At 72.7% G+C, this 26,915-nt stretch carries 25 protein-coding genes; 21 read left to right on the forward strand and 4 right to left on the reverse strand.

From position 1 onward, the window contains the following. The first annotated feature begins 72 nt into the window (after positions 1-72). The 11 genes from ACZ47G_RS04740 (at position 73) to ACZ47G_RS04790 (ending at position 14,355) form a co-directional block, all read left to right on the forward strand. On the forward strand, positions 73-1,881 hold the full coding sequence (locus ACZ47G_RS04740; RefSeq protein ID WP_465739979.1) for a sensor histidine kinase: 1,809 nt from the start codon (positions 73-75) through the stop codon (positions 1,879-1,881). Positions 1,882-2,043: 162 nt separating this feature from the next. Continuing rightward, positions 2,044-2,592, forward strand: coding sequence for a DUF1508 domain-containing protein (locus ACZ47G_RS04745; RefSeq protein WP_465739980.1), 549 nt, complete (start codon positions 2,044-2,046; stop codon positions 2,590-2,592). Then, positions 2,582-2,986, forward strand: a complete 405-nt coding sequence (locus ACZ47G_RS04750) for a hypothetical protein (RefSeq protein WP_465739981.1) — start codon at positions 2,582-2,584, stop codon at positions 2,984-2,986. The genes ACZ47G_RS04745 and ACZ47G_RS04750 overlap by 11 nt, the downstream gene beginning before the upstream one ends. Before the next feature lie 387 nt (positions 2,987-3,373). After that, positions 3,374-4,414: a PstS family phosphate ABC transporter substrate-binding protein gene (locus tag ACZ47G_RS04755; RefSeq protein WP_465739982.1), complete on the forward strand. Its 1,041-nt coding sequence runs from the start codon at positions 3,374-3,376 to the stop codon at positions 4,412-4,414. 111 nt (positions 4,415-4,525) lie between these two features. Then, the gene (locus tag ACZ47G_RS04760) at positions 4,526-5,113 is read left to right on the forward strand and encodes a hypothetical protein (RefSeq protein ID WP_465739983.1); all 588 of its coding nucleotides are present in this window, start codon (positions 4,526-4,528) and stop codon (positions 5,111-5,113) included. A 230-nt stretch (positions 5,114-5,343) separates the two neighbouring features. Further along, on the forward strand, positions 5,344-7,929 hold the full coding sequence (locus ACZ47G_RS04765; protein WP_465739984.1) for a hypothetical protein: 2,586 nt from the start codon (positions 5,344-5,346) through the stop codon (positions 7,927-7,929). Positions 7,930-8,303: 374 nt separating this feature from the next. Next, a complete protein-coding gene (gene pstC / locus ACZ47G_RS04770) occupies positions 8,304-9,347 on the forward strand; it encodes a phosphate ABC transporter permease subunit PstC (RefSeq protein ID WP_465739985.1) in 1,044 nt (347 codons plus the stop codon). A 43-nt stretch (positions 9,348-9,390) separates the two neighbouring features. Then, positions 9,391-10,695 (forward strand): phosphate ABC transporter permease PstA, encoded by a 1,305-nt coding sequence (gene pstA / locus ACZ47G_RS04775; protein WP_465739986.1) that lies wholly within the window; start codon positions 9,391-9,393, stop codon positions 10,693-10,695. After that, complete coding sequence (locus tag ACZ47G_RS04780; protein WP_465739987.1) at positions 10,695-12,533, forward strand: substrate-binding domain-containing protein; 1,839 nt, start codon at positions 10,695-10,697, stop codon at positions 12,531-12,533. Before pstA ends, ACZ47G_RS04780 begins: the two co-directional genes overlap by 1 nt. Then, positions 12,530-13,450: a sortase gene (locus ACZ47G_RS04785; RefSeq protein ID WP_465739988.1), complete on the forward strand. Its 921-nt coding sequence runs from the start codon at positions 12,530-12,532 to the stop codon at positions 13,448-13,450. The genes ACZ47G_RS04780 and ACZ47G_RS04785 overlap by 4 nt, the downstream gene beginning before the upstream one ends. 128 nt (positions 13,451-13,578) lie before the next feature. Next, positions 13,579-14,355, forward strand: coding sequence for a phosphate ABC transporter ATP-binding protein (locus tag ACZ47G_RS04790; RefSeq protein ID WP_465740036.1), 777 nt, complete (start codon positions 13,579-13,581; stop codon positions 14,353-14,355). Here the strand turns inward: ACZ47G_RS04790 and ACZ47G_RS04795 are convergent. Continuing rightward, positions 14,352-15,197 (reverse strand): HAD family hydrolase, encoded by an 846-nt coding sequence (locus tag ACZ47G_RS04795; RefSeq protein WP_465739989.1) that lies wholly within the window; start codon positions 15,195-15,197, stop codon positions 14,352-14,354. The genes ACZ47G_RS04790 and ACZ47G_RS04795 overlap by 4 nt on opposite strands. 165 nt (positions 15,198-15,362) lie before the next feature. On the opposite strand from ACZ47G_RS04795, the gene ACZ47G_RS04800 reads away from it, so the two are divergent. Beyond that, the gene (locus ACZ47G_RS04800) at positions 15,363-15,593 is read left to right on the forward strand and encodes a hypothetical protein (RefSeq protein ID WP_465739990.1); all 231 of its coding nucleotides are present in this window, start codon (positions 15,363-15,365) and stop codon (positions 15,591-15,593) included. A gap of 9 nt (positions 15,594-15,602) precedes the next feature. Here ACZ47G_RS04800 and ACZ47G_RS04805 read toward each other — a convergent pair whose 3' ends face one another. Both ACZ47G_RS04805 and ACZ47G_RS04810 read right to left on the reverse strand, forming a co-directional pair. Further along, the gene (locus tag ACZ47G_RS04805) at positions 15,603-16,490 is read right to left on the reverse strand and encodes an LLM class flavin-dependent oxidoreductase (RefSeq protein ID WP_465739991.1); all 888 of its coding nucleotides are present in this window, start codon (positions 16,488-16,490) and stop codon (positions 15,603-15,605) included. A gap of 114 nt (positions 16,491-16,604) precedes the next feature. Continuing rightward, positions 16,605-17,516, reverse strand: a complete 912-nt coding sequence (locus ACZ47G_RS04810; RefSeq protein WP_465739992.1) for a serine/threonine-protein kinase — start codon at positions 17,514-17,516, stop codon at positions 16,605-16,607. Between the two features lie 63 nt (positions 17,517-17,579). Between ACZ47G_RS04810 and ACZ47G_RS04815 the strand changes: the two genes are divergently transcribed. The 3 genes from ACZ47G_RS04815 to ACZ47G_RS04825 all read left to right on the forward strand — a co-directional run bounded on the left by ACZ47G_RS04815 (position 17,580) and on the right by ACZ47G_RS04825 (position 19,835). Beyond that, positions 17,580-18,149, forward strand: a complete 570-nt coding sequence (locus ACZ47G_RS04815; protein WP_465739993.1) for an RNA polymerase sigma factor — start codon at positions 17,580-17,582, stop codon at positions 18,147-18,149. Continuing rightward, positions 18,146-19,015, forward strand: a complete 870-nt coding sequence (locus ACZ47G_RS04820; protein WP_465739994.1) for a hypothetical protein — start codon at positions 18,146-18,148, stop codon at positions 19,013-19,015. The genes ACZ47G_RS04815 and ACZ47G_RS04820 overlap by 4 nt, the downstream gene beginning before the upstream one ends. 94 nt (positions 19,016-19,109) lie before the next feature. Further along, positions 19,110-19,835, forward strand: a complete 726-nt coding sequence (locus ACZ47G_RS04825) for a hypothetical protein (protein ID WP_465739995.1) — start codon at positions 19,110-19,112, stop codon at positions 19,833-19,835. A 106-nt stretch (positions 19,836-19,941) separates the two neighbouring features. Here ACZ47G_RS04825 and ACZ47G_RS04830 read toward each other — a convergent pair whose 3' ends face one another. Continuing rightward, a complete protein-coding gene (locus ACZ47G_RS04830; protein WP_465739996.1) occupies positions 19,942-20,676 on the reverse strand; it encodes a DUF4232 domain-containing protein in 735 nt (244 codons plus the stop codon). A gap of 332 nt (positions 20,677-21,008) precedes the next feature. On the opposite strand from ACZ47G_RS04830, the gene ACZ47G_RS04835 reads away from it, so the two are divergent. The 6 genes from ACZ47G_RS04835 (at position 21,009) to ACZ47G_RS04860 (ending at position 26,783) form a co-directional block, all read left to right on the forward strand. Continuing rightward, positions 21,009-22,253, forward strand: coding sequence for a hypothetical protein (locus ACZ47G_RS04835; protein WP_465739997.1), 1,245 nt, complete (start codon positions 21,009-21,011; stop codon positions 22,251-22,253). A gap of 126 nt (positions 22,254-22,379) precedes the next feature. Then, the gene (locus ACZ47G_RS04840; protein WP_465739998.1) at positions 22,380-22,961 is read left to right on the forward strand and encodes a hypothetical protein; all 582 of its coding nucleotides are present in this window, start codon (positions 22,380-22,382) and stop codon (positions 22,959-22,961) included. 96 nt (positions 22,962-23,057) lie between these two features. After that, the gene (locus tag ACZ47G_RS04845) at positions 23,058-24,155 is read left to right on the forward strand and encodes an ABC transporter ATP-binding protein (RefSeq protein WP_465739999.1); all 1,098 of its coding nucleotides are present in this window, start codon (positions 23,058-23,060) and stop codon (positions 24,153-24,155) included. Continuing rightward, positions 24,139-25,038: an ABC transporter permease gene (locus tag ACZ47G_RS04850; RefSeq protein WP_465740000.1), complete on the forward strand. Its 900-nt coding sequence runs from the start codon at positions 24,139-24,141 to the stop codon at positions 25,036-25,038. Before ACZ47G_RS04845 ends, ACZ47G_RS04850 begins: the two co-directional genes overlap by 17 nt. A 76-nt stretch (positions 25,039-25,114) precedes the next feature. Continuing rightward, complete coding sequence (locus ACZ47G_RS04855; RefSeq protein ID WP_465740001.1) at positions 25,115-26,032, forward strand: ABC transporter ATP-binding protein; 918 nt, start codon at positions 25,115-25,117, stop codon at positions 26,030-26,032. A gap of 34 nt (positions 26,033-26,066) precedes the next feature. Next, positions 26,067-26,783, forward strand: a complete 717-nt coding sequence (locus tag ACZ47G_RS04860) for an ABC transporter permease (protein WP_380452582.1) — start codon at positions 26,067-26,069, stop codon at positions 26,781-26,783. Positions 26,784-26,915 lie beyond the last annotated feature (132 nt).

The raw sequence follows: 26,915 nt of genomic DNA on the forward strand, positions 1-26,915 counted from the left end.
TGGGCGCTGAGGAGAGGCCCTGATGGCGGCATCGCTCCTTCGGCTGAAAACCGTACAAACTAGGCTTTCTCCATGGACCCCACGCCAGGCCTCCCCGAAGCCGCCCCCGAGCAGACACCCCATCGGGTGCCCGAGATCGCCTCGCTCGGGCTGGACACCCTGGTCACCGAGGTCGCGGAACGCCTGCAGTCCGCCGCCGCGGTCACCGACCGGATGCAGCGGCTGCTGGAGGCGGTGGTCGCCATCGGTGCCGGGCTCGACCTGCACGCCACCCTGCACCGGATCGCCACCGGCGCCGCCGAACTGGTCGACGCCCGGTACGCCGCCCTCGGCGTGATCGCCCCCGGCGGGCACGGCCTGGCCGACTTCATCCACGTCGGCATCGACGACGGCACCGCCGCCGAGATCGGCGAACTGCCCGCCGGCCGCGGCATCCTCGGCGCGCTCATCGACCGCCCCGAACCGCTGCGGCTGACCGACCTCGGGGCCGACCCGCGCTCCTCCGGGTTCCCGCCGCACCACCCGCAGATGAGGACCTTCCTGGGCGTGCCGATCCGGGTCCGCGAAGAGGTCTTCGGCAACCTCTACCTCACCGAGAAGAAGGGCGGCGGCGCCTTCACCCCCGAGGACGAACAGGTCGTGCACGCGCTCGCCGCGGCCGCCGGCGTGGCCATCGAGAACTCCCGGCTGTACGAGGAGGGGCGCCGCCGCGAACGCTGGATCGCCGGCGCCGCCGCCGTCACCACCGCGCTGCTCTCCACCGAGCAGGCCGAGGGCGCGCTCACCGTCGCCGCCGAACAGGTACGGGAGTTGGCGGGCGCGGCGCTCGGCATGATCCTGCTGCCCACCGGCACGGTGGGGGAGGGGGACTGCCAGATGAGGGTCGCCCACGCCTCCGGCGAGGCCGCCGAGTTCGTCCGCGGCGAACTGCTGCCCAGGGACAGCTTCGCCGCCCAGCTGCTGGAGGGGGACAGCGTCCACCTGGACGACATGTCCGGCGACCCCACCGTGGTGATGCGGCTGGCCCGCAGCTTCGGCCCGTCGATGGCCGTGCCGATGGTCGCCGCCGGGCGGGTGCTCGGCGGGCTCTGCGTCTGGCGCTCGCGCGGCGCCCTGCCGTTCACCGACTCCGAGAAGCAGCTCGCCGAGACCTTCGCCTCCCAGGCCGCCCTCGCCCTGCGGCTCGCCGAGGGCCAGCGCGACCAGCAGCGGCTGGCCGTCTTCCAGGACCGCGACCGGATCGCCCGCGACCTCCACGACCTGGTCATCCAGCGGCTGTTCGCCACCGGGATGATGCTGGAGAGCGCCGCCCGCCGGGCCGTCGTCCCCGAGGTCAAGGTCGGCATCGGCAACGCCGTCGACGAACTGGACGCCACCATCCAGGAGGTCCGCACCACCATCTACGCCCTCCAGCACGACAACCACGGCGACGCCCCCGACACCCTGCGCACCCGCGTCCTGCGCGAGGCCAGCCAGGCCGCCGCCGCCCTCGGCTTCAAGCCCTCGGTCAGCTTCGTCGGGCCGGTCGAGAGCCTCGTCGGGGAGAACACCGGCCGCCAACTCCTCGCCGCACTACGGGAGATGCTCTCCAACACGGCCCGGCACGCGCGCGCCTCCCGGGTCGGCGTGGAGATCGACGCGACCATCCACCTGGACGACGGCGGCCGGCCCGTCGGCGGCGACCCCGAGTCGCTGGACCGGGGCGGCCGACCCGGCGTGCTGCTCACCGTCACCGACGACGGCGTCGGCATCCCGCAGGGCGGGCGGCGCAGCGGACTGCTCAACCTGACCCGGCGTGCCGAGGCCCTCGGCGGCGCGGCCTGGCACGAGAGCGGACCGTACCGGAGGGGGACCAGGGTGCGCTGGACGGCCCGGCTCTAGCAGTTCGTGTACTGGTAGGTGAAAGCTGAACAAGGGAGAACTTCCCGACCAACGGCGCAAGTTGTGAACGTTCCGGGCTTTCGGCGGTTCCGTGTGCACACATAGTTTGGCTCCCGTCTCGGAGGGGACGGCGCTGATCTGTACCACTGGACGGAGGGGGCAGTGGACGCTTCCGGCCGCGGTCACACCGCAGCAGGGGCAAGTCGAGGGGGGTTCCGGACCGAGCGCGCACCGGACGGGCGGTACCGCTGGCAACTGAAGGCGTCCAACGGGCGGGTGGTGGCGATCACCTCCGCGCTGTTCGAGACGCCCGGCGAGGCCGAGCGGGGCTTCGACGGTCTGCGCGCCGGCGCCGCCGAACTGACCGCACGGATCACCCATGTCCGCGACGGGATCGGCTGGATCTGGGTCATCCCCGGCTCGCGCACCCTGCCCGAAGTACGGTCCAGCCGCGCCTACGAACGGTACGCGACGTGCCAGAACGCCTTCCGCCGCTTCGTCGTGCTGCTCGCCAAACAGCCCGCGCGCGAGCCGGTGGTGCGGGAGGCGTCGAGGCGCGAGACGTCGGTGCGGGAGCCGGCCGTGCGCGACGCCTCCGCCCGTGACGTTCCCGCCCGTGACGTCCCCGCCCGTGACGTCCCCGCCCGTGACGTTCCGGCCCCCGAACCCGGCCGAAGAACCGTGTCGTTGAGACGCCCCGATGGCCGCTGAGCGGCGCGGGCCGCGGCTGCTGATCGTGCCCGCGGCCGACCGCTGCGTGGGCTGGGCGCTGCGCGCCGCCAACGGCCGACCGCTGGGCGTCGGCGTGCGGACGTACCGCAGCGAGGAGGAACTCGCCGAGGCCGTCCGCGAACTGATCATCGAACGGGCCGTGCTGCGCTGCTCGACGGCGCAGTCCGAGGGGCGCCAGTGGGTCTGGTCCGCCCACCTGCCGGTGCGCAGCACCCGGCCGGGCGCGGCCGCCGGCGTCCCCGTCGCCCGGAGCGCGCGCGGCTACCTGCGGCGCGACCAGTGCCAGGCGGGTGTCGAGGGCTTCCTGGCCGGACTCCTGTGGGTGGGGCAGGAGTTGCGGCGATCCGGCCGGGACGGCCGCTGGCCGCTGTAGGGCAGGTCCGGTGCGCGCCCCCGGTTCCTGTCACCCCTTCCTGTCACCCTCTCCTGTCACGCCCCTTCGGGCCACTGAGGTTCGTGCTGTCCCGGTGAAGCGCAGGTTTCCGGCAACACCCCGAGCCGCCTCCTGGAGAAGAACGTCGACCGGGTTCGGAGGCCCTGTTCCGGCCCTGTCACGTCCACGGTGACCAGTGGCTAAACCTCGTCGAACCGATGAGTCGACATTCCCCGGCCGAGTCCGACCGCCCTTCCGACGGAACCGCCCGGCCGGACAGGATCTGCACTGCCGGAGCGGCCGCAGCAGACACGGCCCACCGGCCCCGGACTCCCCCCGGAGCACGGGTTCACGCGATGTACGTCCCTTCTTCGGAGGAACAGGAACATGCGTAAGACCGCTGCCAAGCTGCTCGCCGCCGCCGCGCTGGCGACCTCCCTCGCCACCGTCGCCACCGGCACCGCCGTGGCCGACCCGGCCGCCGGCGTCACCCCGGCCGCGCAGGACATCGTCGGTGTCGGCTCGGACACCATCCAGGCCGTCCTGAACCAGTTCTCCACCGACTACAACGCCTCGCTGGGCTCCGGCTCCAGCCTGCCGCACCTGTACAGCTGGGACGCGACCCCGGCCGGCACCATCACCACCAAGACCGGTGCCACCGCGATCACCCGTCCGAACGGCTCCGGCGCCGGCATCAAGGCCCTGAACCTCAACACCAGCGCGACCGTGGACTTCGCCCGCTCCTCGCGCGGCCCGGCGTCGACCGACCCGACCGGCCTGAGCTTCGTCGCCCTCGCCAAGGACGCGGTCACCTGGTCCGCCCAGGCGGGCGGTCACGCGCCGGCGAAGCTGACCCCGGCCCAGCTGAACGCCATCTACAGCTGCACCACCACCAACTGGACCCAGATCGACCCGACCCTGACCAACGCCACCATCAAGCCGTTCCTGCCGCAGGCCGACTCCGGCACGCGCTCCTTCTTCCTCTCGGCGATCGGCAACCCGACCCTGGGCCCGTGCGTCACCACCGGTCCCGAGGAGAACGAGGGCACCGACGCCGCGCTGCAGAACAACGACGTCGTCTTCCCCTACTCCGTCGCTCACTTCCTGGGCCAGACGGTGGGCAACCACGGCACCTCGACCGACGCGCCGGGCAACCTGACCCTGCGCAACGTCGTGGTCAACGGCGCCACCCTGACCCCGGTCACCAACAACGCGATCAACGCCACCTTCGCCAAGTCCGCGTTCGGTCGCGTGGTCTACAACGTGGTCCGCACCTCGGAGTGGAACGCCGGTGACGCCCACGCCACCGCCCTCCAGGCGATCTTCGGCGTGAACGGCTGGATCTGCAACGACTCGGTCGCCTCCGCCGACCTGGCGAGCTACGGCTTCCTCCCCCTCGCCTCCTGCGGTGCCGTCACCAACACCTGATCCACTCCGCACCATCCGGTGGCCACGGGCTCCCCGCCCGTGGCCACCGGCCGGTCCTCCGACCGGCGTTCCACCCTCGAAGCGAAACCTTCCTCTCCCAAGGAGACTCGCATGTCCCGTACCACCGCCCGGTTCCTCGCCGGTGGCGTCGCGGTCGTTCTCGCAGCGACCGGCTTCAGCGGCGTGGCCGCGGCCGACACGGCTCCCGCCACCCCCAGCGGCAGCGTCGTGGTGACCGAGAGCAACGCCTTCCTGCAGAGCGCGGCCGGCAGTGGTGTGTTCATCGTCCCGCTGCCGAACGCCGGTGTGTCCTACGACAGCACCGTCGGCCTGTCCACGAGCCTTCCGGTGACCGGTGGCAGCCTCAACCTGGCCGGCTACTACGGCGATGTGACGCTCGGCGGCAGCCTGCTCTTCGTCGACCTGAAGACCGGCAAGAGCGTCCTCTTCAAGCAGCTCGACTTCAGCGCCGACGACTGGCGCCTGACCGGTGTGCCGGACGGTTCCACCACGCCGGTCGCGCTGCTGAAGCCAGCCGGCACGGTGGTGACCGGCCACAACGGCACCGCCCAGACCGTGACCGCGACCAGCCTCACGGTCGACTCCAACGGGGCCGAGTTCCTGGACTCCCAGCTGAACACCGGCTTCTTCACCGCCGGCCAGTCGGTGGGCTCGTTCTCGCTGACCTTCAACGGCTGACCCACCGCGGCCGGTTGAGCACGGGGCCCGCGTCTGAGACGCGGGCCCGTCCGTGTTGAGGCGTCAACTCCGCTACGGAGGTGCCGCGTTGTGGCCCTGTACACACGGGCGACCGGATTCGGCCACCTGCGGCTGGCCGAATGGACGTGTACCGGAACCGTTGGCCGCTCGCAGCCCGATCCCCCTTGCGTCGCGTTCCGGCGGCGCGCAACCGCACGGAGGTGCCCGCCATGAGAGTCCGACTGCCCGACCGCAGACCCCCGGGGTGGTGGCGCCGCCGGGTACCGGCGATCGCGTTGGTGTGGTCGGTGGTGGTGGCGATCGGCGTCGCGCCGATCGGCCTGGGGGCCGTGACGCCGGCCGCTGCGGACGGCTCCGCCACCACGGTGCGGGGGCCGCTGGTCTACCTTCCCGACTCCGGCACGGACGGGACCACGTACGGGAGCGTCACGGTCGACCAGACCAAGGACCTGGTCAACCAGGTGGTCCACGTCAGCTGGCAGGGGTTCACGCCCACCGCGGCGGACGACGGCTTCTGGGACCGCGGCCCGGACACCAACGACATCCGGGCGCACTACCAGGTGCGCGTGTACCAGTGCCGGGGCGAGAAGCCCAAGATCACCGACTGTTACGGCAGCACCCTGTACAACGCCGATCAGGACAAGGGCTTCCAGCAGAAGCAGCCCGCTCCGGGGACGACGTTCCCCGACTTCCCGTCCAACCACGTGCTCGCGGTGACGGGCCAGGACGGCTCCGGGGGCGCCGACATCGAGCTCCTCACGGCGGTCCAGAGCCCGACCCTGGGCTGCGACGACAAGCACGCCTGTTCGATCGTCGTCGAGCCCAACTACGGCGGCAACAGCGTGGGCTGGAAGTCGAAAACCGGAGCCGTCAACTGTCAGGACCACAGGTTCGACGGCGACGACGGTCTGGACCTGGCCTCCGACGCCAAGCTCAAGGGCATGCCCAACCAGGCCACGGGCTTCGCGACGGCCGAGCAGTGCGCCTGGGAGCGGGCGGCGGTCGTACCGCTGAACTTCTCGCCCACGCCGTCCTCGTGCCCGAGCCACGGGCCGGCCTTCTCGGCCGCGGGCCTCGAACCGGTCAAGCGGGCGATGGACCAGTGGCAGAACGGGCTGTGCCAGAGCAGCGATCCGATGCTGGTGTCCTACGGCTCGGCGAACGGCGACCTCCAGGCGCGGTCGGAGTTCTTCGCGGGCACCAAGGACATGGCACTGGGATCGAGGCCGGACACCCAGTCGCCGCCGCCGCGGCCGTACGTCTACGCGCCGATCGCGTCGTCGGGGATCTCCGTGGTGTTCGTCGTCGACGACCCGAAGTCGTTCCGGCAGATCAGGAGCATGAAGCTGAACGCGCGGCTGGTGGCGAAGATGCTCACCCAGTCCTACGGCGCTCCGGGCACGATCGACTCGGTGAAGGGCAACCCGATCTGCGTCTTCGACGACCCCGAGTTCCAGAAGCTGAACCCGCCGCCCGACAGCGGCAAGGGCAGCTGGCCGGTGGGCTGCAGCTCCCCCTACGCGACGCCCACCGTGTACTCCGGGATCTCGGACCTGACCTACCAGCTCACCTCATGGATCGCCTCCGACCCCGACGCGGTGCGGTTCCTGGACGGCGAGCCCGATCCCTGGGGCATGCACGTGGACACCTTCTACGAGCGCCCGGCCTTCTCCGGCTACCCGGTCGACGCGTTCCTGCGACAGGACAACAGCGGGCCCGCCGACGGAACGACCGACGCCTACCGCCACTGGAAGCAGTACGAGTGGAACCCGGTGTCGACCGGGATCAAGGACGTGGTGCGCAAGGTGCTGTGGAACCAGTCCACCTGCATCAACGTGGACACGAAGTCGGACGGCTCCCACGACGCCTGCCCGCCCAAGCCGGTCGGACAGCGGACCGTCTTCGCGATCATGGACTCCGGCCAGGCGAAGGCGTACGCGCTCCCCGAGGCCCAACTGCTCAACCCGGCCGGGAACTTCGTCTCTCCCGACGCCCCCGGCCTGCAGGCCGGCGTCGCGGACATGACCGTCGACCCGGCGACCGGAGTGCAGTCCCTCCCGTACGGTGCGTCGGACTCCGCGTTCTCCCGGGACCAGAAGGCCTACCCGCTGACCACCGTGGACTACGCGATGCTGGCGACCAAGGGGGTGCCGGCGGACAAGGTGACCGCGATGACCAAGTTCATGCGCACCGTGACCACCTCCGGCCAGGTCTACGGCCACGAGCCCGGCCATCTGCCGGCCGGGTTCCTGGCCCTGACGAACGCCCAGCGCGACCAGGCGACGGACGCCATCGGCCACCTGGAGGCCCAGGACGGCAAGCTGCCCGGCAACCAGGCGGCGCCGCCGAACCCGCCGGCACCCGGCGACGACGGTGCGGCCCAGGGGAGTGGCTCGGCCGGCGGCACCGGATCGGCCTCCGTCACCCAGGCCGGCGACGGCAACGGGTCGTCCGGCGCCGGGGGTTCCTCGACCGGGGGCCCGGCCGACGGCTCGTCCGGCGGCGCCGCGGTCGCTGCGGGCGGCGCCGGTGGTGCCCAGGCGGCCGCGGCCGCCAAGCCCGGTGCCACGCCGAGCGCTCCCGGCAAGTCGCTGTCCGCCGCGCCGGTCGCGGCGGGGACCCCGGCCGCGGACCGCTCCGGCGCCGCCCGGCTGCTGCTGCCGGTCGCGCTGGTCGGCGGCCTGGTGCTGCTGGTCGGCGGTCCGGCGGCACTGTTCCTCGGTGGGACGCCCGCGGGGGAGCGGATGATGGCCGGGGTGCGGCAGGGCTGGTCGCGGGTGCGGCGTCGTCCCTGAGGTGACCGTGTGATGGCGCCGCACTGAGGCGCGACTCGGCGGGGCCGCCGTTCCGGCCCCGCCGAGTCGTGCTCGCATCCGCCAACTCATCGTGGATCAACGCGCGTTGATCACCCTGGTCGATTCCGGCCACCGTTCCGGGCCGCCCGGGAATGCCCAAATCACTTGCCGCACAAGCGACTTGTGCGCGATGTCCGATCGCGATCCTGTCAACCACCTGCGATCGCCGCTGTTCTGGAGTTCCCAACTCCACTACGGAGTCGCCGCGTTGGGCCCTCGTACATGCGGTCGACCCGATCCGGCCACCTCGGACTGGCCGAATGGATGCGCACCGGATCCGTACACCCCCCGCAGCCGAGCACGGAGAGCAGACCATGACATCCGCCGCCGAGCCCGCGGCAGCACCCAGCGGGGCACCAGGTCAGGTCGAGCGCGGTCCGGACGGCGGTCCCGGCCGGGACGTCCCGCGGACCGTCACCGCCCCCGCGACCCCCGGCGACCGGGTGTTCCGCGGGGTACTGCGGATGGCCGGCCTCTCGGTCTTCGCGATCATGGGGCTGATCGCGTTCTTCCTGATCCTGCGGGGCACCGACGCGCTCCGCGAGGTCGGCTGGTCCTTCCTGACCGAGCAGAAGTGGCAGACCGCCGCGCACAACTTCGGCATCGCCGCCGTCCTCCCGAACGGCCTGCTGATCGCCCTGATCGCGCTGGTGATCGCCGTCCCGGTCGCGCTCGGCACCGCGATCTTCATCTCCGAGTACGCGCCCGTCCGGCTGCGTGCGGCGCTGGTCTCGCTGGTCGACCTGATGGCGGCGATCCCCAGCATCATCTACGGCCTGTGGGGGCTGTTCTTCCTGCAGCCGCGGATCATCGGCTTCACCCGCTGGCTCTCCAACCACCTCGGTGACGCGATCCCCTTCCTGAAGGTGCGCACCGGCGACATCAGCACGTCCTACACCTCGTCCACCTTCATCGCGGGCGTGGTGGTCGCACTGATGATCGTCCCGATCATCACCTCGCTCAGCCGCGAGGTGTTCTCCCAGGCCCCGCAGGGCGAGCGGGAAGGCGCCTACGCGCTGGGCTCGACCCGCTGGGGGATGGTCCGTGCGGTGGTGCTGCCGTTCGGCAAGGGCGGCGTGATCGGCGCGGTGATGCTGGGCTTCGGCCGGGCGATGGGCGAGACCATCGCCGTCGCACTGATCATCTCGCCGAGCTTCAAGACCATCACCCACGTCCTGGAGAACGGCGCCAACTCGATCTCGGCGCTCATCGCGCTGCGCTTCGGCGAGTCGGACACGCTCTCGCTCTCCGCGCTGATGGCGGCCGGGCTGGTGCTGTTCGCCCTGACCCTGCTGGTCAACGTCGCGGCCGGCTTCGTGATCAACCGGTCCCGGTCCGGTTCCGCCACCGCGGACTGAGACGGAGCACCGACATGACCCATCCCCTGGAAGGGACGACCCGATGACCACGCTCGACCGCCCGCCGGTCGCCGCGCCCGAGCCGACCGCCGTCACCGCCCCCGCCACCGGTACCGCCGGGCCCGCCGGTGCCGGACCGGCGCGCCCCGAGACCAAGCTGCGGCTCGGCGGCGTCACCTCCGAGGACGTGTTCACCGTGGTGGGCGCGCTGGTGGGCGCGATGGCGCTGGACTGGCTGCTGTACGAGCGGGTGCTGCCGTTCAGCGGCGTGTTCGGCTTCCTGGTCTGCTGGTACCTGCTCTTCCTGGCCGGCTACTTCACGCTCGGCCTGCTCCAGTGGGGCGGGCCGATGGTGCGCGATCGGCTGGTGTCGGTGGTGGCCTGGAGCTCCGGACTGCTGGTGGTCGCGCTGATCGGCGACCAGGTCGGCTACGTCGCCACCCGTGGCTGGGAGGCGGCCCACCACCTCAACTTCTTCACCGAGTCGATGGAGCGGACCGCCGCGCTCTCGCCGATCACCTCCGGCGGGGCGCTCAACGCGATCGTCGGCTCGCTCGAACAGCTCGGCCTGGCAACGCTGTTCGCGGTCCCGCTGGGCATCGGGGCGGCCGTCTTCATGTCCGAGGTCGGCGGCCGGATGGCCAAGCCGGTGCGCACGCTGGTCGAGGCGATGACCGCGCTGCCGTCCATCGTGGCCGGGCTGTTCATCCTCGGCGTCTTCATCATCACCTTCGGCTTCGAGAAGAGCGGCTTCGCGGCCTCGCTGGCACTCACCGTGATGATGATGCCGATCGTCACCCGGGCCGCCGAGGTGGTCATCCGGCTGGTGCCGGGCACGCTTCGCGAGGCCTCGTACGCGCTCGGCGGCAGCCAGTGGCGGACCGTGTGGAACGTGGTGCTGCCGACCGCCCGGCCCGGCCTGGTGACGGCGGTGGTGCTCGGCATGGCGCGCGGCATCGGCGAGACCTCCCCGGTGCTGCTGACCTCGGGCTTCACCCCGGGGTTCAACGCCGACCCGTTCCACGACCACCAGGTGTCGCTGCCGCTGTACATCTGGAACTACGTCAAGCAGCCGCACCCGGAGATGATCGCGCGGGCCTTCGCGGCCGGTCTGGCCCTGATGGCCCTGGTGCTGATCCTGTTCGTCACCGCGCGCGTGCTCGGCGGGCGCAAGCCGGGTGAGCTGACCCGGCGCCAGCGGCGGCGGATCGACCGGGAGGCCCGGCGCGCCGAGGCCTCGGTGCGGGCCGGTGTCCGGCCGTCCGGCACCGTCCGCCCGGCGGTGGCGCGCAGCACGCCCGCGGCCGTCGCGCCGGCCGCCGCCACGAGCCTGCCCGGGAGCAGCTGATGAGCAACCCAACCACCCTCCGTACCAGAGGAGTCGCCATGTCCTGGGAGGCCGCAAGCCGTCCCGTGGCCCGCGGGCTCGCCCTGCTGATGTCGCTGTTCCTGCTCGCGGCCGCGCCGATGCTCGGGCCCGGATCCCGGGCGTTCGCGGCCACCGTCGCGCTGAGCGCGGACGGTTCCAGCTGGGCCGGCCCGGCCCTTGACCAGTGGCGCCAGGACGTCGGGCCGCAGGGCATCGAGATCAGTTTCAACCCGGTCGGTTCGGCCGCCGGGCGCACCGCGTGGGCCCAGGGCCAGGACGACTTCACCGCCTCCGACGTGCCCTTCCGCAGCGGGCAGGACCAGGGCGTCAACTCGGCGGGCAAGGGCGGCTACCAGGGCAGCGCGGAGAAGCCGACCTACGGCTTCTCGTACATCCCGATCACCGCGGGCGGCACCACCTTCATGTACAACCTCGAGGTCGGCGGGAAGCAGGTCCGTGATCTGCGGCTGTCCCCGCAGACCATCGTGGACATCTTCACCAGCAAGATCACCAACTGGAACGACCAGCGGATCACCAACGACTACGGCCGGCAGCTGCCCAGCCAGCCGATCACCCCGGTGGTCCGCTCGGACGGCTCGGGCGCCACCGCCCAGTTCACCCGGTGGATGGAGCACACCCACAAGGACCAGTGGGACGCGTACTGCACCTCCGTCAACGGGGTGCCCTGCGGCGACTACACCGAGTTCTTCCCGCCGTCCGGCCGGATGACCGCCCAGAACGGCTCGGACGTCGTGGCCGGCTACATCAAGTCCTCCATCGGCCGCGGCACCATCGGCTACGACGAGTACGCCTTCGCCAAGCTCAGCAACTGGCCGGTCGTGAAGGTGCTCAACCAGGCCGGGTACTACTCGCTGCCGACCGCGTCCAACGTGGCGGTCGCGCTCACCGCCGCCAAGATCCGCGGCGTGGACGACAACACCCCGGCCACCGACCCGAACTACCTGCAGCAGAACCTCGACGGCGTCTACACCATGGACGACAAGCGGGCCTACCCGATCTCCAGCTACAGCTACGTGATCGTGCCCCGGCTCGGCGCGGCCGACCCGCCGCCGTCCCGCTTCAACAACGACAAGGGCGCCGCGCTCAGCAAGTTCCTCGCCTACGTCCTCTGCGAGGGCCAGGGCGAGGCCGACGGCCTCGGCTACTCGCCGATCCCGCGCGGCCTGGTCAAGGGCGGGCTGCTGCAGACCAAGTCGATCCCCGGCAACGCCAGCCCGGTCAACCCGGACACCCTGGCCAACTGCGCCAACCCGACCTTCAACTCGGCCGGCGAGCTGACCGTCCTCAAGAACGCCCCGATGCCGAGCCCCTGCGACGCCAAGGACGCGCCGCTGGACTGCACCGTGCAGGACGGCAAGGCGGTCAAGACCGGTGCGGGCGGCACCGGCGGTACGGGCGGTGGCGCGGCCGCCGGCTCCGGCGGCAACGGCAACGGCAACGGTGGCAAGGGCAACGGCGGCAGCGGGTCCGGTGGTGCGGGCGGCAACGGCGACGCGGGCGGGACCGGCGGCGCCGCGGCCGGCGGCGACCCGAACGCCGGCGGCGCCGCGGCCGGCGACCCGAACGGTGGCGACGGCTCCGCCGACACCGTCGACCCGCAGACCGGCCAGGTGGTCGCGCGCGGCCGGGGCGGCTCCACCGAGGTCGCGGCCAACGTGGTCGAGGTGAGCGGCCGGCCCGAGGACTGGATGCTCTCCTCGCTCACCGCCGTGGAACTGCTCGCCGTCGTCCTCGTCCCGCCGCTGCTCGGCCGCCGGCTGCTGCGCCGGCGCAAGGGCTCGGGCGGTGCCTCGTGACGGCACCCGTCCTGGAACCCGTCCTGGAGGAGCCACCCGCCCCGCCCCGGCCGGTCGAGGCCCCGCCGGCCGCCGGGCCGGCCGCGGCCCGCCCGGCCGTCAGCCCCGCCCGGCGCCGCTTCCTCCAGGGCGCCTGGGCGGCCAGCCTGCTGGCCGCGCTGGTGCTGGGCTTCGTCGGCTACCTCTTCACGCTCTCGCACGTCCAGGAGCGGCACTACCAGTCGACGGCGTACAAGACCTTCCAGGATCAGCTCGCCCGGGCCGTCGCCCCGACCGGCGCGGCCGCCGACGGCGACCCGGTGGCGCTGCTGGACATCCCGGCGATCGGCCTGCACCAGGCCGTGGTGGTCGAGGGCACCACCGGCCGGGACCTGATGCGCGGCCCCGGCCACCGCCGGGACACCGCGCTGCCCGGCCAGGGCGGGGTGGCGGTGCTGTTCGGCCGGGGCGCCACCTTCGGCGCGCCGTTCGCGGAGCTGTCCGGGCTCCGGGTCGGCGACCGGATCGAGACCACCACCGGGCAGGGCAAGGCCACCTACGTGGTCAACGTGTACGGCGACGGCGACCACCCGATCACCGACCCGGTCCGCAACCGGCTGGTCCTGGTCACCGGCGACTCCGACTGGATCGCCGGCTCCACCGTGATGATCGGCGCCCGGCTGGAGGGCGACCCGCAGCAGAACCCCGGCGGCCGCCCGGCCACCGTCCCGTACGACAAGGCGCTGGCCGCGGACAAGGGCGCGCTGGCCACGCTGCAGCTGTGGTCGCTCGCGCTGCTGGGCTCGGTGGCCGGCGCGCTGCTGCTGGCCCGGTACTGGCGGCGCTCGACCGCCTACCTGAGCGCGGCGCCGGTGGTCGGCGCCCTGCTCTGGGCGGTCTACGAGAACGCCGCCGCCCTGCTGCCCAACCTCTACTGACGCGCGCCCGGAGGGCCGTACCGATGACCGACACCACGCACCAGCCGCACGAGGCGGCGGTCGACCCGGCCGCCGCCGACACCCTCACCCTCCCGCCGGTGCCCCCGGCCCCCGGCCCCGGTGACGGGGTGCTGGCCGGGCTGGAGACCCGGGACGTCTCCGCCTGGTTCGGCAGCCGCAAGGTGCTGGAGCGGGTCTCGCTGGCGATGCCGGCCGGCGGGGTCACCGCGCTGATCGGCCCGTCCGGCTGCGGCAAGTCCACCTACCTGCGGATCCTCAACCGGATGCACGAGATGGTGCGCGGCGCCGCCCTGGCCGGCGAGGTGCTGCTGGACGGGGACGACGTCTACCGGCCCGGGCGGCGCCCCGCCGAGGTGCGGCGCCGGATCGGCATGGTGTTCCAGCGGCCCAACCCGTTCCCGGCGATGTCCATCCAGGACAACGTCTCCAGCGGGCTCAAGCTGGCCGGCATCAAGGTGTCCAAGGAGGAGCGCCGGCACCTGGTGGAGAGCAGTCTGCGCCGGGCCGGACTCTGGGACGAGGTGGCCACCCGGCTGCACACCCCGGGCGGCGCCCTCTCCGGCGGTCAGCAGCAACGCCTGTGCATCGCAAGGTCGTTGGCCGTCTCGCCGGACATCCTGCTGATGGACGAGCCGTGCTCCGCGCTCGACCCGACCTCCACCCGCCGGGTTGAGGAGACCATCGCCGAACTGCGTGGGCGGCTCACCATCGTGATCGTCACCCACAACATGCAGCAGGCCCAGCGGGTCTCCCAGACCTGCGCGTTCTTCCTGGCCACCCACGACACCCCGGGCCGGATCGTCGAGGCCGGGCCGACCGAGCAGCTCTTCGGCAACCCGCGCGACCAGCGGACCTCCGACTACGTCAACGGCCGCTTCGGCTAGAGCAGTCGAAGCAGCCCCTCCAGCACCGCCGCGACGCCGTCCTCCTCGTTGCTCACGGTGTGCAGCGACACCGCCGCCAGCACCTGCGGGTGCGCGTTGGCGACCGCGTACGCGGTGCCGGCCCAGGCCAGCATCTCCAGGTCGTTCGGCATGTCGCCGAAGGCCACCACCTCGGCGCGGTCGATCCCGTGCTCGGCGCACCAACGGGCCAGCGTGCTGGCCTTGGTGACGCCGGGCGCGCTGATCTCCAGCAGCGAGATCGGCGCGGAGCGGGTGATCTCGGCCAGGTGCCCGGCGGCCGTACGGGCCTCGGCGAGGAAGGTGTCCGGGTCCAGCTCCGGGTGCTTGGCCAGCAGCTTGAACAGGCCGCGCACCGGGCCGCCGTCCGCCAGCAGCTCCTCGGCCGGGCCGACCGCGCGGACCTCGTCGTCGCCCCACATCAGCACCTCGTACCCGGGCTCGCGGGCCCAGCCGTCCGCGTACTCGAACGCGAACGCGGTGCCCGGCAGCTTGGCCCGCAGCGTCTCGACCACGGCCAGCGAGGTCTCCGCCGCCATCGGGAAGTACTCGATCAGCTCGCCGCGCCGCACGTCCACGATCGCGCCGCCGTTGGAGCAGATCGCGACCCCGTGACCGCCGATGTGCGGGCTCACCTGCTGCATCCAGCGCGGCGGCCGGCCGGTCACGAACACCACCTGCACGCCGGCCGCCTCGGCCGCGGCCAGCGCGGCGGCGGTGCGGTCGCTGACGGTGCCGCCGGAGCACAGCAGGGTGCCGTCCAGGTCGGTGGCGATGAGGCGGGGGGCGGTGCGGGGTTCGGTCACCGGTCCATCTTCGCCCATCGCCGCCGCCCGGTCACCGGCGCGGCCGGGGCGTGCGGCCCCGACCGTACGGTCGGGTTCCGGCCCTTCGGGCGCCGTTTCCGGCCGATCCGGGCCCGCCCGGGGTGTCGCTGCGGGCGCGGCGGGCAGGACTCCCCCCGGTCACCGCCGTCGGCAGGAAGAGCCATGCCCACTCGCCAGCTCCGTGACGAGCCGCCCCCGACCCTCCCCTCCCCGGACTCCACCGAGGCCCACGAGCCCCCGGGCGCACCGGCCGCCTCCCGCGAGCCGGTCCTGCTCGGCGAGGTCCTCTTCCACACCCTCGCCGAGCTCGCCCGCCGCACCCCGGCCCAGCCCACCGCCCTCCCGGCCCAGCCCACCGCCCTCCCCGCCCAGCGCACCCGCCCGCACCCGTGACGCCCGGCCTCAGCCCAGCTGGGCGAGGCCCTCGGTGGCGATCCGCTCGAACACGGCGAGGTCGTTCTCGAAGATCGAGTCCGGCACCGGCCAGTGGATCACCAGCTCGGTGATCCCCAACTCCCGGTACGTCCCGGCCCAGTCGACGAAGGCGTCCAGTGACTGCAGCGGCTTCTCCGCCGTCGAGCCCTGGAGCAGCACCTTCTCCAGCGAGGCCACGTCCCGGCCCTGCGCCTCGCAGGCGGCCGTCAGCTTCGCGATCTGCGCGGCGATCACCGCGGGCGCCTGCTCCACCGGCACGTCCGCCGGGCCCTTCGGGTCGCCGTACGTCACCCAGCCCTGCCCGTGCTCGGCCGCCAGCCGCAGCCCGCGCGGGCCGGTGGCGGCCACGTAGAACGGCACCCGCGGGGTCTGTACGCAGCCGGGGATGTTCCGCGCCTCGACCGCCGAGTAGTACGTGCCCTCGCGGGTCGTGGCGTTCTCCCGCAGCAGCTCGTCCAGCAGCGGCAGGAACTCCCCGAACCGGTCCGCCCGCTCCTTCGGCGACCACGCCTCCTGCCCCATCGCCGTGGCGTCGAAGCCCGTCCCGCCGGCCCCGATCCCCAGCGTGACCCGCCCGCCGGACACGTCGTCCAGCGTGATCAGCTCCTTCGCCAGCGTCACCGGGTGCCGGAAGTTCGGCGAGGTCACCAGTGTTCCCAGCCGGAGCCGGTCGGTCGCGCAGGCCGCCGCCGTCAGCGTCGGTACGGACCCGAACCAGGGCTCGTCCCGGAACGACCGCCAGCTCAGGTGGTCGTAGGTGTACGCCGCGTGGAAGCCGAGGTCCTCGGCCCGCCGCCAGATCTTCTGCCCCTCGCTCCACCGGTGGATGGGGAGGATCACGGTGCTCAGTCGCATGGCAAGGACCCTACGGTAGCCGTCGGCGGCCGGCGCCCGACCTCTGAGCGGGGGCGCTGCCGGCGGACGGTCGGTGGGCCCGGCGAGTGGGCCGTCGTCATCGGCGACGCGGATTCAACGCTGCAGCCAGCTCAGCAGGGCCGTCGCCGTGAACACCGTGCCCGACGCCAGACAGACCGCGCGCGGGGTCAGCCACCGTGGGCCTCCCGAGGGCTGGGACTGCGGAGCCGGAGCCAGCAGCGCGTCCGCGAAGGCCTGGGCGGTCGGCGGTCGGTCTGCCGGTTCGACGGACATCGCGGCCCGTAGCAGCAGGACGAGGTTCGGTGGGAGCTCCGTTCCGGCGGGGAGCGCCGGCAGCGTCGAGGCGGTCGGCTGGTCGGTCATCAGGGCTGTGGCGCGTCCGCCCGGGCCGAACGGCTTCTGCCCGGTCAGCAGCTCGTAGGCCACGACGGCCAGCGCGTACACGTCGGCCCGCCCGTCCAACCCGCCGGTCTGGAAGGCCTGTTCCGGTGCCATGTACGCGGGCGTGCCCGTGGTCACCGTCAGCCCGGACGCGTCGGCCAGTTGCTTCGCGCTGCCCAGATCCGCCACCAGCACCGCGGCGGGCGCAGGGCCGTCGGCGAGCAGCAGGTTGGACGGCTTGACGTCGCGGTGCACCACGCCCGCCTCGTGCAGGACCTGGACCGCGTAGCCCGCCTCCGCGGCCAGCCTCAGCGCCTCCTGCGGGTCGCACTGGCCGACCCGGTCCGCCAGGGTGCCGCCGCGTACGTAGTCCATGACGAAGTAGGGCCGGTCCTCCTGCACCCCGACGTCGTGCACCCGGACCACCCGCGGGCTGACGATCCGGCGCAGCAGCCTCGCCTCCGCCAGGAACCGCTCGCGCACATCGGCGTTGGCGGCCCAGTTCTCGGCCAGCACCTTCACCGCGACCTCGGTGTCGAGCTCCGGATCGTAGGCCTTCCAGACCGTGGCGAAGGAGCCGGCTCCGAGCCGCTCCAGGAGGAGGTAACGGCCGAGCTTGCGCATGTGGCAGCATTCTGCCGGAGGCGGGGGGAGCGCGGAACTCCCGTTCGACGGGCGGGATGCCAGGTGGGACGGAACGGGGGGATCCGGGTGTTCGAGGAAGGCGAGCTGGAACGGCTCGTGGCGGCTGTCCAGGCGGGGGACCCGGGGTCGAGGGAGTACCTGCTGGCCAAGCTGCGGCCGGTGGTGCTGCGCCGCTGCTCGCGCTTCCTGCCCCACCACGCAGACGCGGAGGAGGCGGCGCAGGACGCGTTGCTGTCCGTCAGCACGCACCTGCACGAGTACGGCGGCCGCGGCTCCTTCCTGGGCTGGGTGACGGTGATCGCCTCGAACGCCGCCCGGTCCACCTACCGCTCGATGCGCCGGCGCGCCGAGGACAGCCACGCCGACCTCCCCGAGTCCGTCGACCCGCGCACCACCAGCGTCATCGCCGGGACCAGGCTCGACCTGATGGAGGCGCTGGCCGCGCTGGAGCAGCAGCACCCCACGCTGGTGGAGGCCTTCGTGCTGCGCGACCTGGGCGACCTGACCTACGTCCAGGTGGCCGAGGAGCTGGACGTCCCGTTGGGCACGGTCAAGGACCGCATCCACCAGGCCCGCCGCTTCATGCGTGAGCGCCTGGTCACCGATCTGTGAACGGCGGTCCCGCTGCGGGCGGCGGCCACGCCGTCGTCCGGCCCCGGTACGCCGTCGCCGCCCTGGTGGCAGCCGCCGCGCTCGGGCTGGCGACCGGCCGGTTCGTCCTGCCACCACCCCCCGGCGCCACCGCGCACCCGGCGGCGCGGTCGGGCGCCGCGGTCGGCGGGGCGTCCCAGGGTGCGTCCCAGGGCGCGTCCGCTCCCGCGACGCCCGGCGTGTCCGGTGTGTCCGGCCCGACGCCCGCGTCCTCGGCCTCCGGCTCCGCCGCGCCGACCGGTGCGACCGGGCCGTTGACGACCGCGAACCTGCTGGGACCGGCGGCGTTCGGCCAGGACGTCGATATCGGGCGGATCCACGTCACCGACCGGTACGGCGACGGGGCCTACGCCAACGCGGCCTGCACCGGAGAGAAGACCCTCAGTCAGACCCTGGGCGGGCCCGGTGCCCACTTCCGCGGACTGATGACCAGCCCCGGCACCGACCCGGGCGACCCCACGGTGGCCGCCGACCGCGACGGCCAGGTCGCCCGTGAGGTCGCCGCCGAGGCGCGGAGCCCTTCCCTGGCGCAGAACTTCAGCGAGCGTCTGCTGCTGGAGGAGGTGCCCTGCCAGGAGGAAACGCCGGGGCACTGGGTCTACGGAAAGACCACGACGCTGCAACTCGCCCCGGACGTCACCGCGAGTTGGATGGGCCTCTACCCGGGAGCGCTCAACACCACCGGCAGAGCGCCCGAGGGCAAGGAGCCCTGCGGCGGCATCGCCGTGCTGCGCAACGGCAGCCACTACGGAGTGCTGGAGGTCGACGCCTGCCTGGGGACGGCCGCGATGGACCGCGTCGTCAGGGCCGCTCTGTCACAGCTGTGAAACAGCCGGTCCGGGCTCCAACTTTCCTTCCTCCGGTGGCATCTCCCCGGTTGTACGAGGACGCAGCAGGCGTCCCGACCAGCAGGGGGACCAGATGACCGAGAACCGGGCCGTCCAGCAGAAGTCCGTTCGCCGCAACCGGGTCGCCGCCGCGGCCTGCTTCGCCGCCGCACTGATCACGGTCAGCGTCGTCGGCACCCAGTCGGCCACCGCCGACGGCGCCGCGCAGCGCACCGCGGTCGCCGCCCAGTCGGCCACCGCCGCCCACCTGGGTACGGCCGCCCACCCGGCTGCGGCCGCCGCGCCCGGACTCGGCTCCGCCGCCCTCGTGCAGAGCGAGGACTACTTCCAGCAGGGCCTGAACCCGGTCGGCGCGACCGTTTCGCTGACCGGACGCCAGGGGCTGTCCGCGTGCTCCGGCGAGGAGACGATGCGCGACCTGACCAAGGGCGCGGCCACCGGGTACGCGTCCGTGACCTGGACCTTCGACACCGACGGCCGAGTGATCGAGTCGGTGGCGAGCGCCCCCACCGGGACCGCCGCCGACACCTGGGAGAAGCAGCTCGTCGCGCTCGTCGAGGACTGCCGGGACGAGCCCGCCGGCCACTGGTACTACGGCGCGGCCCACACCCTGACCGTCACCGGCGGCACCGCCCACTGGTACCCGGCGTACAACGGCGACGGCACCGTCAGCGGCGGGGTCGCGGTCCTGCGCAGCGGCACCAGGGTCGCCGTCGTCGAGCTCACCCGCCAGCCCACCGGCGCCCCGAACTACGTCGAAGGCATCGCCGCCGCGGCGCTGAACCGCCTCTCCTCCTGAACGGCAGCCCCGCGCCGCCCCGCGCAGCCGGGCGGCGCGGGGCGGAGCCGGGCGGAGGTTCCTCCCCGGGAGGGGGCGTAGGCGCGCCGTGTCTCTCCGGCCCCGGTCAGCCCTGGCTGCTCGCGAAGGGGTCGACATTGAGGTCGCCGCAGACGTTGAGGGTGCCATTGTCGACGCCGCCGGTCACGGCCACCTGCGTCTGCTGGGTGGTGTTCGGCAGGATGATCGAGACCTTGGAGCCGGTCACCGCGCACACGTAACGGCCGGAGGCGGAGGCCTGGCCGTTCACGTCGCCGTAGAGCAGATCCGCGGTGGCCTGGGCTCCCGGGGCCAGCGTCACCGGGGTGACCTGGCCACCCTCGTGACGCACGGCGTCGATCGGGGAGGACTTGCCCTGGTCGTCGGCGAGTCGCACGCCGGGGAAGCCGGCGAGGGTGCAGCTGTGCCCGGAGGTGTTGACCGCGTGGATGGCCGCCAGGGCGGGCTGCTGCTCGGAGGCGCGGGACGTGGGGCCGGTCACGCTGAGCTTCACGTCGGCGGGGGTGCACTGCTTGCTGCCCGCGGCGGTGCCGGAACCGCCGGACCCGCTGCCCGTCGTCGAACCCGACCCGCCCGAGGTCGCGCCCGCGCCCGAACTCGCCGGGGCGGTCTTCCCGGACGCGGCCGGGGCCGTCTTTCCGGACGCGGCCGGGGCCGGTGCCGAGGTCACGGAGCCCGCCGTCGACGATGCGGAGCCCGCCGCCGAGGACGAGTCGGTGCCCGGGCCGTCGCAGGCGGTCAGTGCGAGGCCGGCGGTCAGGGCAACGGCAGCGGTGGCGATCAGGCGTGATGCGGTGCGCATGTGTGTATCCCCCCGGAGGGCAGGGCGTTCCTGCCGTTCCATGTCGCTCTTGTTCGTGGACCTTCAGTGCCAGTTGTATCCCGCGAAGATCCACAGCTTCGTACGCCGACTGTCACAGCCGCGCCACAGGGGGGAGGCGGCGGAGCATGCCCGCAGCGGAGGCCCGGTGGACAGCGTGCCGGACTGTTCGCGCGACGGCACCCGGGGCAGGTCCGCTAGCGTGGTTCCGTCGGCACGCTCAGTAGTTGACGACTCGACGGGCCGGTCGACGAGGCGTACCGGCGCCATGGTGCGCGGTGAGCGTCGGAATCTGCAGGACGGGGAGGGCTTTCATGACTGTCGCGGTGCGGAGCGAGGGCGAGGAGTCGCTGCGTGGCCTGATCGAGCACAGTGCCGAACTGAAGGGCGAACTCGTCGAGTTCGCCCAGAGCGCGCGCTTCGACCGCTGGCTGACGCCCCTGCTGCTGGAGGCCGCGGGGCCAGAGCGGCTGCTGGACGAGGGCGAGGCGATCCGGATCATCGACGACTTCATCCTCCGGTACCGCCTGCCGGGCGGCTCGACCGTGGTGGACCTGTTCGTGGCCGGCCGACGGGACTTGAGCGAAGACGACCGGGCGATGCTGCTCGGCTGGCGCGACCCGGTCGAGGGCGTCTTCGAGGTCCGGGGGAAGGACGGGGACGCCGTTCTGCTGCTGAACCTGGTCGACGATCTGGAGTACCGCACGTACTCCAACGTCGGGCGGGCGGCCTTCCGCACCGTGTCGAAGGGCGGGTTCCTGCTCGCCTGCCTGGTGCCGCTGCGCGCGGCCGACGGGACGTGGCTGGTCTCCGGGGCGATGTCGTCCTACCCGAAGGCCAACGCCGCCGAAATCGCCCAGGCCGCGGTCCAGTTGGCCGTCGGCCACCCAGAACTGGTCTTCCGCAACCCGGAGAAGGTCACGCAGGGGTGGGAGTCGATGCGGGCGGACCGGGACGCGTTCGTCACGTTCTTCGGCGGCGACGAGCTGGTCCTGTCACCGGCCGAGGCCGTGGACCGGCTCAACGCCTACTACCGGCACCGGCAGGAGGCCGCCGCCGCCGAGCACCCGGAGCGGCCCCGGCCCCGGCGGCGTCCGGGCGCGGACCTCCCGGCCTTCGAACTGCCGCCGTACCTCGCGGAATCGGACACCGTCGGCGTCATCTACGACGAGGTCGACGGGCTCAACTTCTACGCCGACTACGGGCTGCTGCGGGACCTGTTCGCGGACCCCGTCCTCGCGGGCCGAAAGGCGTATCAGGACCTGCTGCGCAGCTACCTGCGCGAGGAGTCGATCGCGCCGCTGCCGGTCCGCCGCCTGGCCGCCGCCCACCCGGAGACGGTCGACGCGGTGTTCCGCAAGCTGCTGCGGAAGCCCGGGTTCACCTGGGCCGAGCACGGCGAGGAACTGCTGCGCCGGCGCAAGCCCCGGTACTTCGCCCAGGAGCCCCGCCCCGGCGTCTCCGTGCTCGGGGAGCGTCTCATCGAGCTCGTCGGCGACACCGGACGGCAGAAGTTCACCAGGGCGCGGCGCGTGCCGCGTCACCCCGGCCACCCGTAGGCGCGGGTGCCGGCTTTCGGCGATCAGTGACGACCAGGGCCCGAGCTGCGGGGAGGGTCGGCCGGAGGCGCTAGTCTGTCCGCCGCACCTTTATCTGATCATGCGTTAAACGGGGGTTCTTTCGTCATGTCTGCATCCAGGAGGCTGCTCGCCACCGCTCTGGTCGCCACCGCCGCGCTGGGCCTCGCGGCCTGCGGCCCGGACAACACGTCCGACCAGGGCGCCGGCGGCGCCACCGCGACCGCCGCGCCGGCCGGCGGAGGCGCCGCGTCGCCCACCACCGCGCCGGCCACCGGCACCGCCAAGCCCGCGCCGAGCGGCAAGCCCACCGACGGCGGCCCGGAGGGCTTCTGCACCAGCGACCCGCTGCCCGCCGGGCAGAAGTGGATCAATGTGGAGAAGGGCACCAGCGCGACGGCCCTGGTCTACAAGGAGACCAAGGACGCCTGTGGCGTCGACGACGTCGCCCACGAGGCGGTGGGCCCCGACAAGACCGCGCAGTTCGCGCCCACCGTCAAGGGCCACCTCAAGTCGGTCGTCGCCGCGCCGAAGGACGTCAACGCGGCCGACCTGGCGAAGCACATCAACGAGTGCATCGCCACGCCGGGGAACCAGAAGGGCTCCTACCCCTGTTCGAGCGGCGTCTACAAGGTCGCGTTCGACGCCTCCGGCAAGGTCACCGAGATGTGGGAGCGTCCGAGCTCCTGACCCGACGGCGGACGTGACACCGGGCCGGGCCGCCCCCTAGGGGTGGCCCGGCCCGGTGTCATACCGGGGCACTAGACGGCCTCGTCATTCCAGCTCATGGCCCTTGTGGCAGCGGCCCGTTACGTTGAGGGCGTGTCCACTGCTGTCATCAAGACCGAGGGCCTCAGCAAGAGGTTCCCCCGGGTCACCGCCCTCGACCAGCTGACCGTCGAGGTGCAGCCCGGGGTCGTCGGGCTGGTCGGGGCCAACGGGGCGGGCAAGTCCACCCTGATCAAGATCCTGCTCGGGCTCTCCCCGGCGACGTCCGGCCGCGGCGAGGTGCTCGGCCTGGACATCGCCACCCGGGGCTCGGAGATCCGCGAGCGGGTCGGCTACATGCCCGAGCACGACTGCCTGCCGCCGGACGTCTCCGCGACCGAGTTCGTGGTGCACATGGCGCGGATGGCCGGGCTGCCCGCCACCGCCGCCCGTGAGCGCACCGCGGACACGCTGCGGCACGTCGGCCTGTACGAGGAGCGCTACCGCCCGATGGGCGGCTACTCGACGGGCATGAAGCAGCGGGTGAAGCTGGCCCAGGCGCTGGTGCACGACCCCAAGCTGGTGCTGCTGGACGAGCCGACCAACGGCCTGGACCCGGCCGGCCGGGACGAGATGCTCGGCCTGATCCGCCGGGTGCACACCGACTTCGGGATCTCGGTGCTGGTCACCACCCACCTGCTGGGCGAGCTGGAGCGCACCTGCGACCACCTGGTGGTCATCGACGGCGGCAAGCTGCTGCGCTCCTCCTCCACCGCCTCCTTCACCGAGGCGACGGCCGTCCTCGCGGTCGAGGTCACCGACCACCCGGAGGACGCGATCGCCGAGCCCGGCGCCGAGGTCCGGGCGCGGCTCGCCGCCGGCGGGCTGGAGGTCCAGGCGGAGGGCTCGCACCTGCTGCTGGTCCGGCTGGCCGGCGAGGACACCTACGACACCATCCGCGACACGGTCGCCGAACTCGGCCTCGGCCTGGTCCGGTTGGAGCAGCGTCGGCACCGGGTCGCCGAGCTCTTCACCGACGACAACGACGGCACCGACGGCACCGACGGCACCGGTGGCACCGACGGCACCGACGGCACCGACGACGCCGGTGGCACCGACGACACCGACGGCACCGACAGCACCAGGGGAGGTAAGGACGATGCCGCAGCCTCCTGACACCAGGCCCGCCGACACCGGCGTCATCCACGACATCGGCTACCGCGGCTACACCGGCCCGCGCCTGGGCCGCGGCTACGCGACCCGCTCGCTCTTCACCCAGAGCCTGCGCGCCACCTACGGACTGGGCCGCTCCGGCAAGTCCAAGGTGCTGCCGATGCTGCTGCTGGGCGTGGTCACCGTCCCGGCGATGATCTTCGTCGCGGCCGCGGTCTACCTGAAGCGGGACGAACTGCCGGTCGAGTACGCCGGCTACCTCTCCAGCCTCAGCCTGGTGGTGTCGATCTTCCTCGCCTCCCAGGCGCCGGTGCTGCTCTCGAGGGACCTCCGGCACCACACCGTCCCGCTCTACTTCTCCCGCCCGATCACCCGCGCCGACTACGTCCGGGCCAAGTTCGCCGCCATGGCCTGCGCCCAACTCCTGCTGATGGCAGCACCGTTGCTGGTGCTGTACATCGGCGCGCTGCTCGCCGGGATGGACTTCGGGCACAACACCGGCCACTTCCTGTACGGCCTGGCGGCGGCCGTGCTGTACGCCCTGGTGCCGACCTCGGTGGCGCTGGTGATCGCCGCGAGCACCCCGCGCCGGGGGTTCGGGGTGGCCGCCATCATGGGCTACCTGGCGGTGAGTTCGACGGTCGCGGCGGTGGTGGTGGGCATGAGCAGCCCGAGCCCGGGCGGCTCGGACGCGGCCCAGTGGACGGCGCTGATCTCGCCGAACGGCCTGGTGGAGGCGCTGGTCAACGAGGTGTTCGACCTCGGTGACGGCATCGACCGCCGGCACGCCCCGGGCGCGCTCGGCACGCTGGTGTTCGCCCTGGTCGCGGTGGCGATGGTGGCGGGCTCGTACCGGCTCCTGCTGCGCCGCTACAGCCGTGTCTGATCGACCGGGTCCGATCAACCACGTCCAACCACGTCCGATCAACCGCAGTGCCTAGCGAGACGTCTGAGAGGGCGGCATGGCCACCATCACCATCGACAAGGTCTCCCGCTGGTTCGGGAACGTGGTCGCGGTCAACGACATCACGATGTCGATCGGCCCCGGCATCACCGGCCTGCTGGGGCCCAACGGCGCGGGCAAGTCCACCCTCATCCACATGATGAGCGGCTTCCTCGCCCCGTCCAGCGGCGCGGTCACCCTGGACGGCGCGCCGATCTGGCGCAACCAGCAGGTGTACCGGCAGATCGGCCTGGTCCCCGAGCGGGAGTCGATGTACGACTACCTGACCGGCTGGGAGTTCGTCCTCGCCAACGCCGAACTCCACGGCCTGCCCCAGCCCGGCGCCGCCGCCCGGCGGGCCCTGGACCTGGTCGAGATGACCTACGCCAAGGACCGCCGCACCGGGACGTACTCCAAGGGCATGAAGCAGCGGGTCAAGATGGCCTCGGCGCTGGTCCACGACCCGGCCGTGCTGCTGCTGGACGAACCCTTCAACGGCATGGACCCGCGCCAGCGGCTGCAGCTGATGGAGCTGCTGCGCCGCTTCGGCGCGGACGGCCGGACGGTGCTGTTCTCCTCCCACATCCTGGAGGAGGTCGAGCAACTGGCCCGGCACATCGAGGTGGTGGTGGCCGGACGGCACGCCGCCTCGGGCGACTTCCGGCGGATCCGGCGGCTGATGACCGACCGCCCGCACCGCTACCTGGTCCGCTCCAGCGACGACCGCCGGCTCGCCGCCGCGCTGATCGCCGACGGCTCGACCACCAGCATCGAGGTGGACGGCCGGGAGCGGGCACTGCGGATCGAGGCGGTGAACTTCCAGGGCTTCACCACCCTGCTGCCCAGGGTCGCCCGGGAGGCCGGCATCCGGCTGTACACCGTCTCCCCGGCGGACGAGTCGCTGGAGAGCGTCTTCGCCTACCTGGTGTCCGCATGACCACCACCGTTGCCCGGGAAGGGGCCGACCGACCATGAACCCCACCGTCGCCAGGCTGACCCTGCGCGGCCTGCTCGGCCGCCGCCGCGGCGTCCTGCTCCTGGCGGCCCCCGCCCTGCTGCTGGTCGTCTCGGCCATCGCGAGCGGGTCGAGCGGGGACGCGCACAGCCTGACCGTCAAGATCCTCGGCCAGCTGGACCTCGGCACCCTCGTCCCGATCCTCGGCCTGGTGATCGGTACCGGCGTGATCGCCACCGAGATCGACGACGGCTCGATCGTCTACCTGCTCGCCAAGCCGCTGCCGCGCCGGCAGATCATCACCACCAAGCTGACCGTCGCGATCGGCACCACCTGGGTGTTCGCCGCCGTCCCGACGCTGCTCGCCGGGCTGCTGCTGTACGGCACCGAGGACGGCGTGGCGCTCGGCTACACCGTCGCCGTACTGGTCGCCGGGGCCGCGTACAGCGCGCTGTTCCTGCTGCTCGGCGTGGTCACCCGGCACGCGGTGGTGGCCGGGCTGGCGTACGCGCTGATCTGGGAGTCGCTGATCGGCAACTTCGTCGAGGGCGCCCGGACGCTGAGCATCCAGCAGTGGGGACGGGCGGTCGCCGAGGCGGTGGCCGGGGACTCCGCGATCGGCGCCGACGTCTCCCTCGGGGTGGCCGTCCCGCTGCTGCTGGTGGTCGCCGTCGGGGCGACGGTGCTGGCCTCGGTGAAGCTCGCCGGGCTGACCCTCGCCGCCGACGAGTAGGGCCTGGCCCTCGCCGCCGGGCGCCCCCGGCCCTAGTTGTACTGACCACGGAGGTTGGTGACGGAGTTCATGGCGGCGTGATCTTGAAATGAGTGAGGGCCTTCTGGCCAGGTGTGGATTGCGACATCTTCA

Source organism: Kitasatospora sp. NPDC030952, from assembly GCF_055571335.1.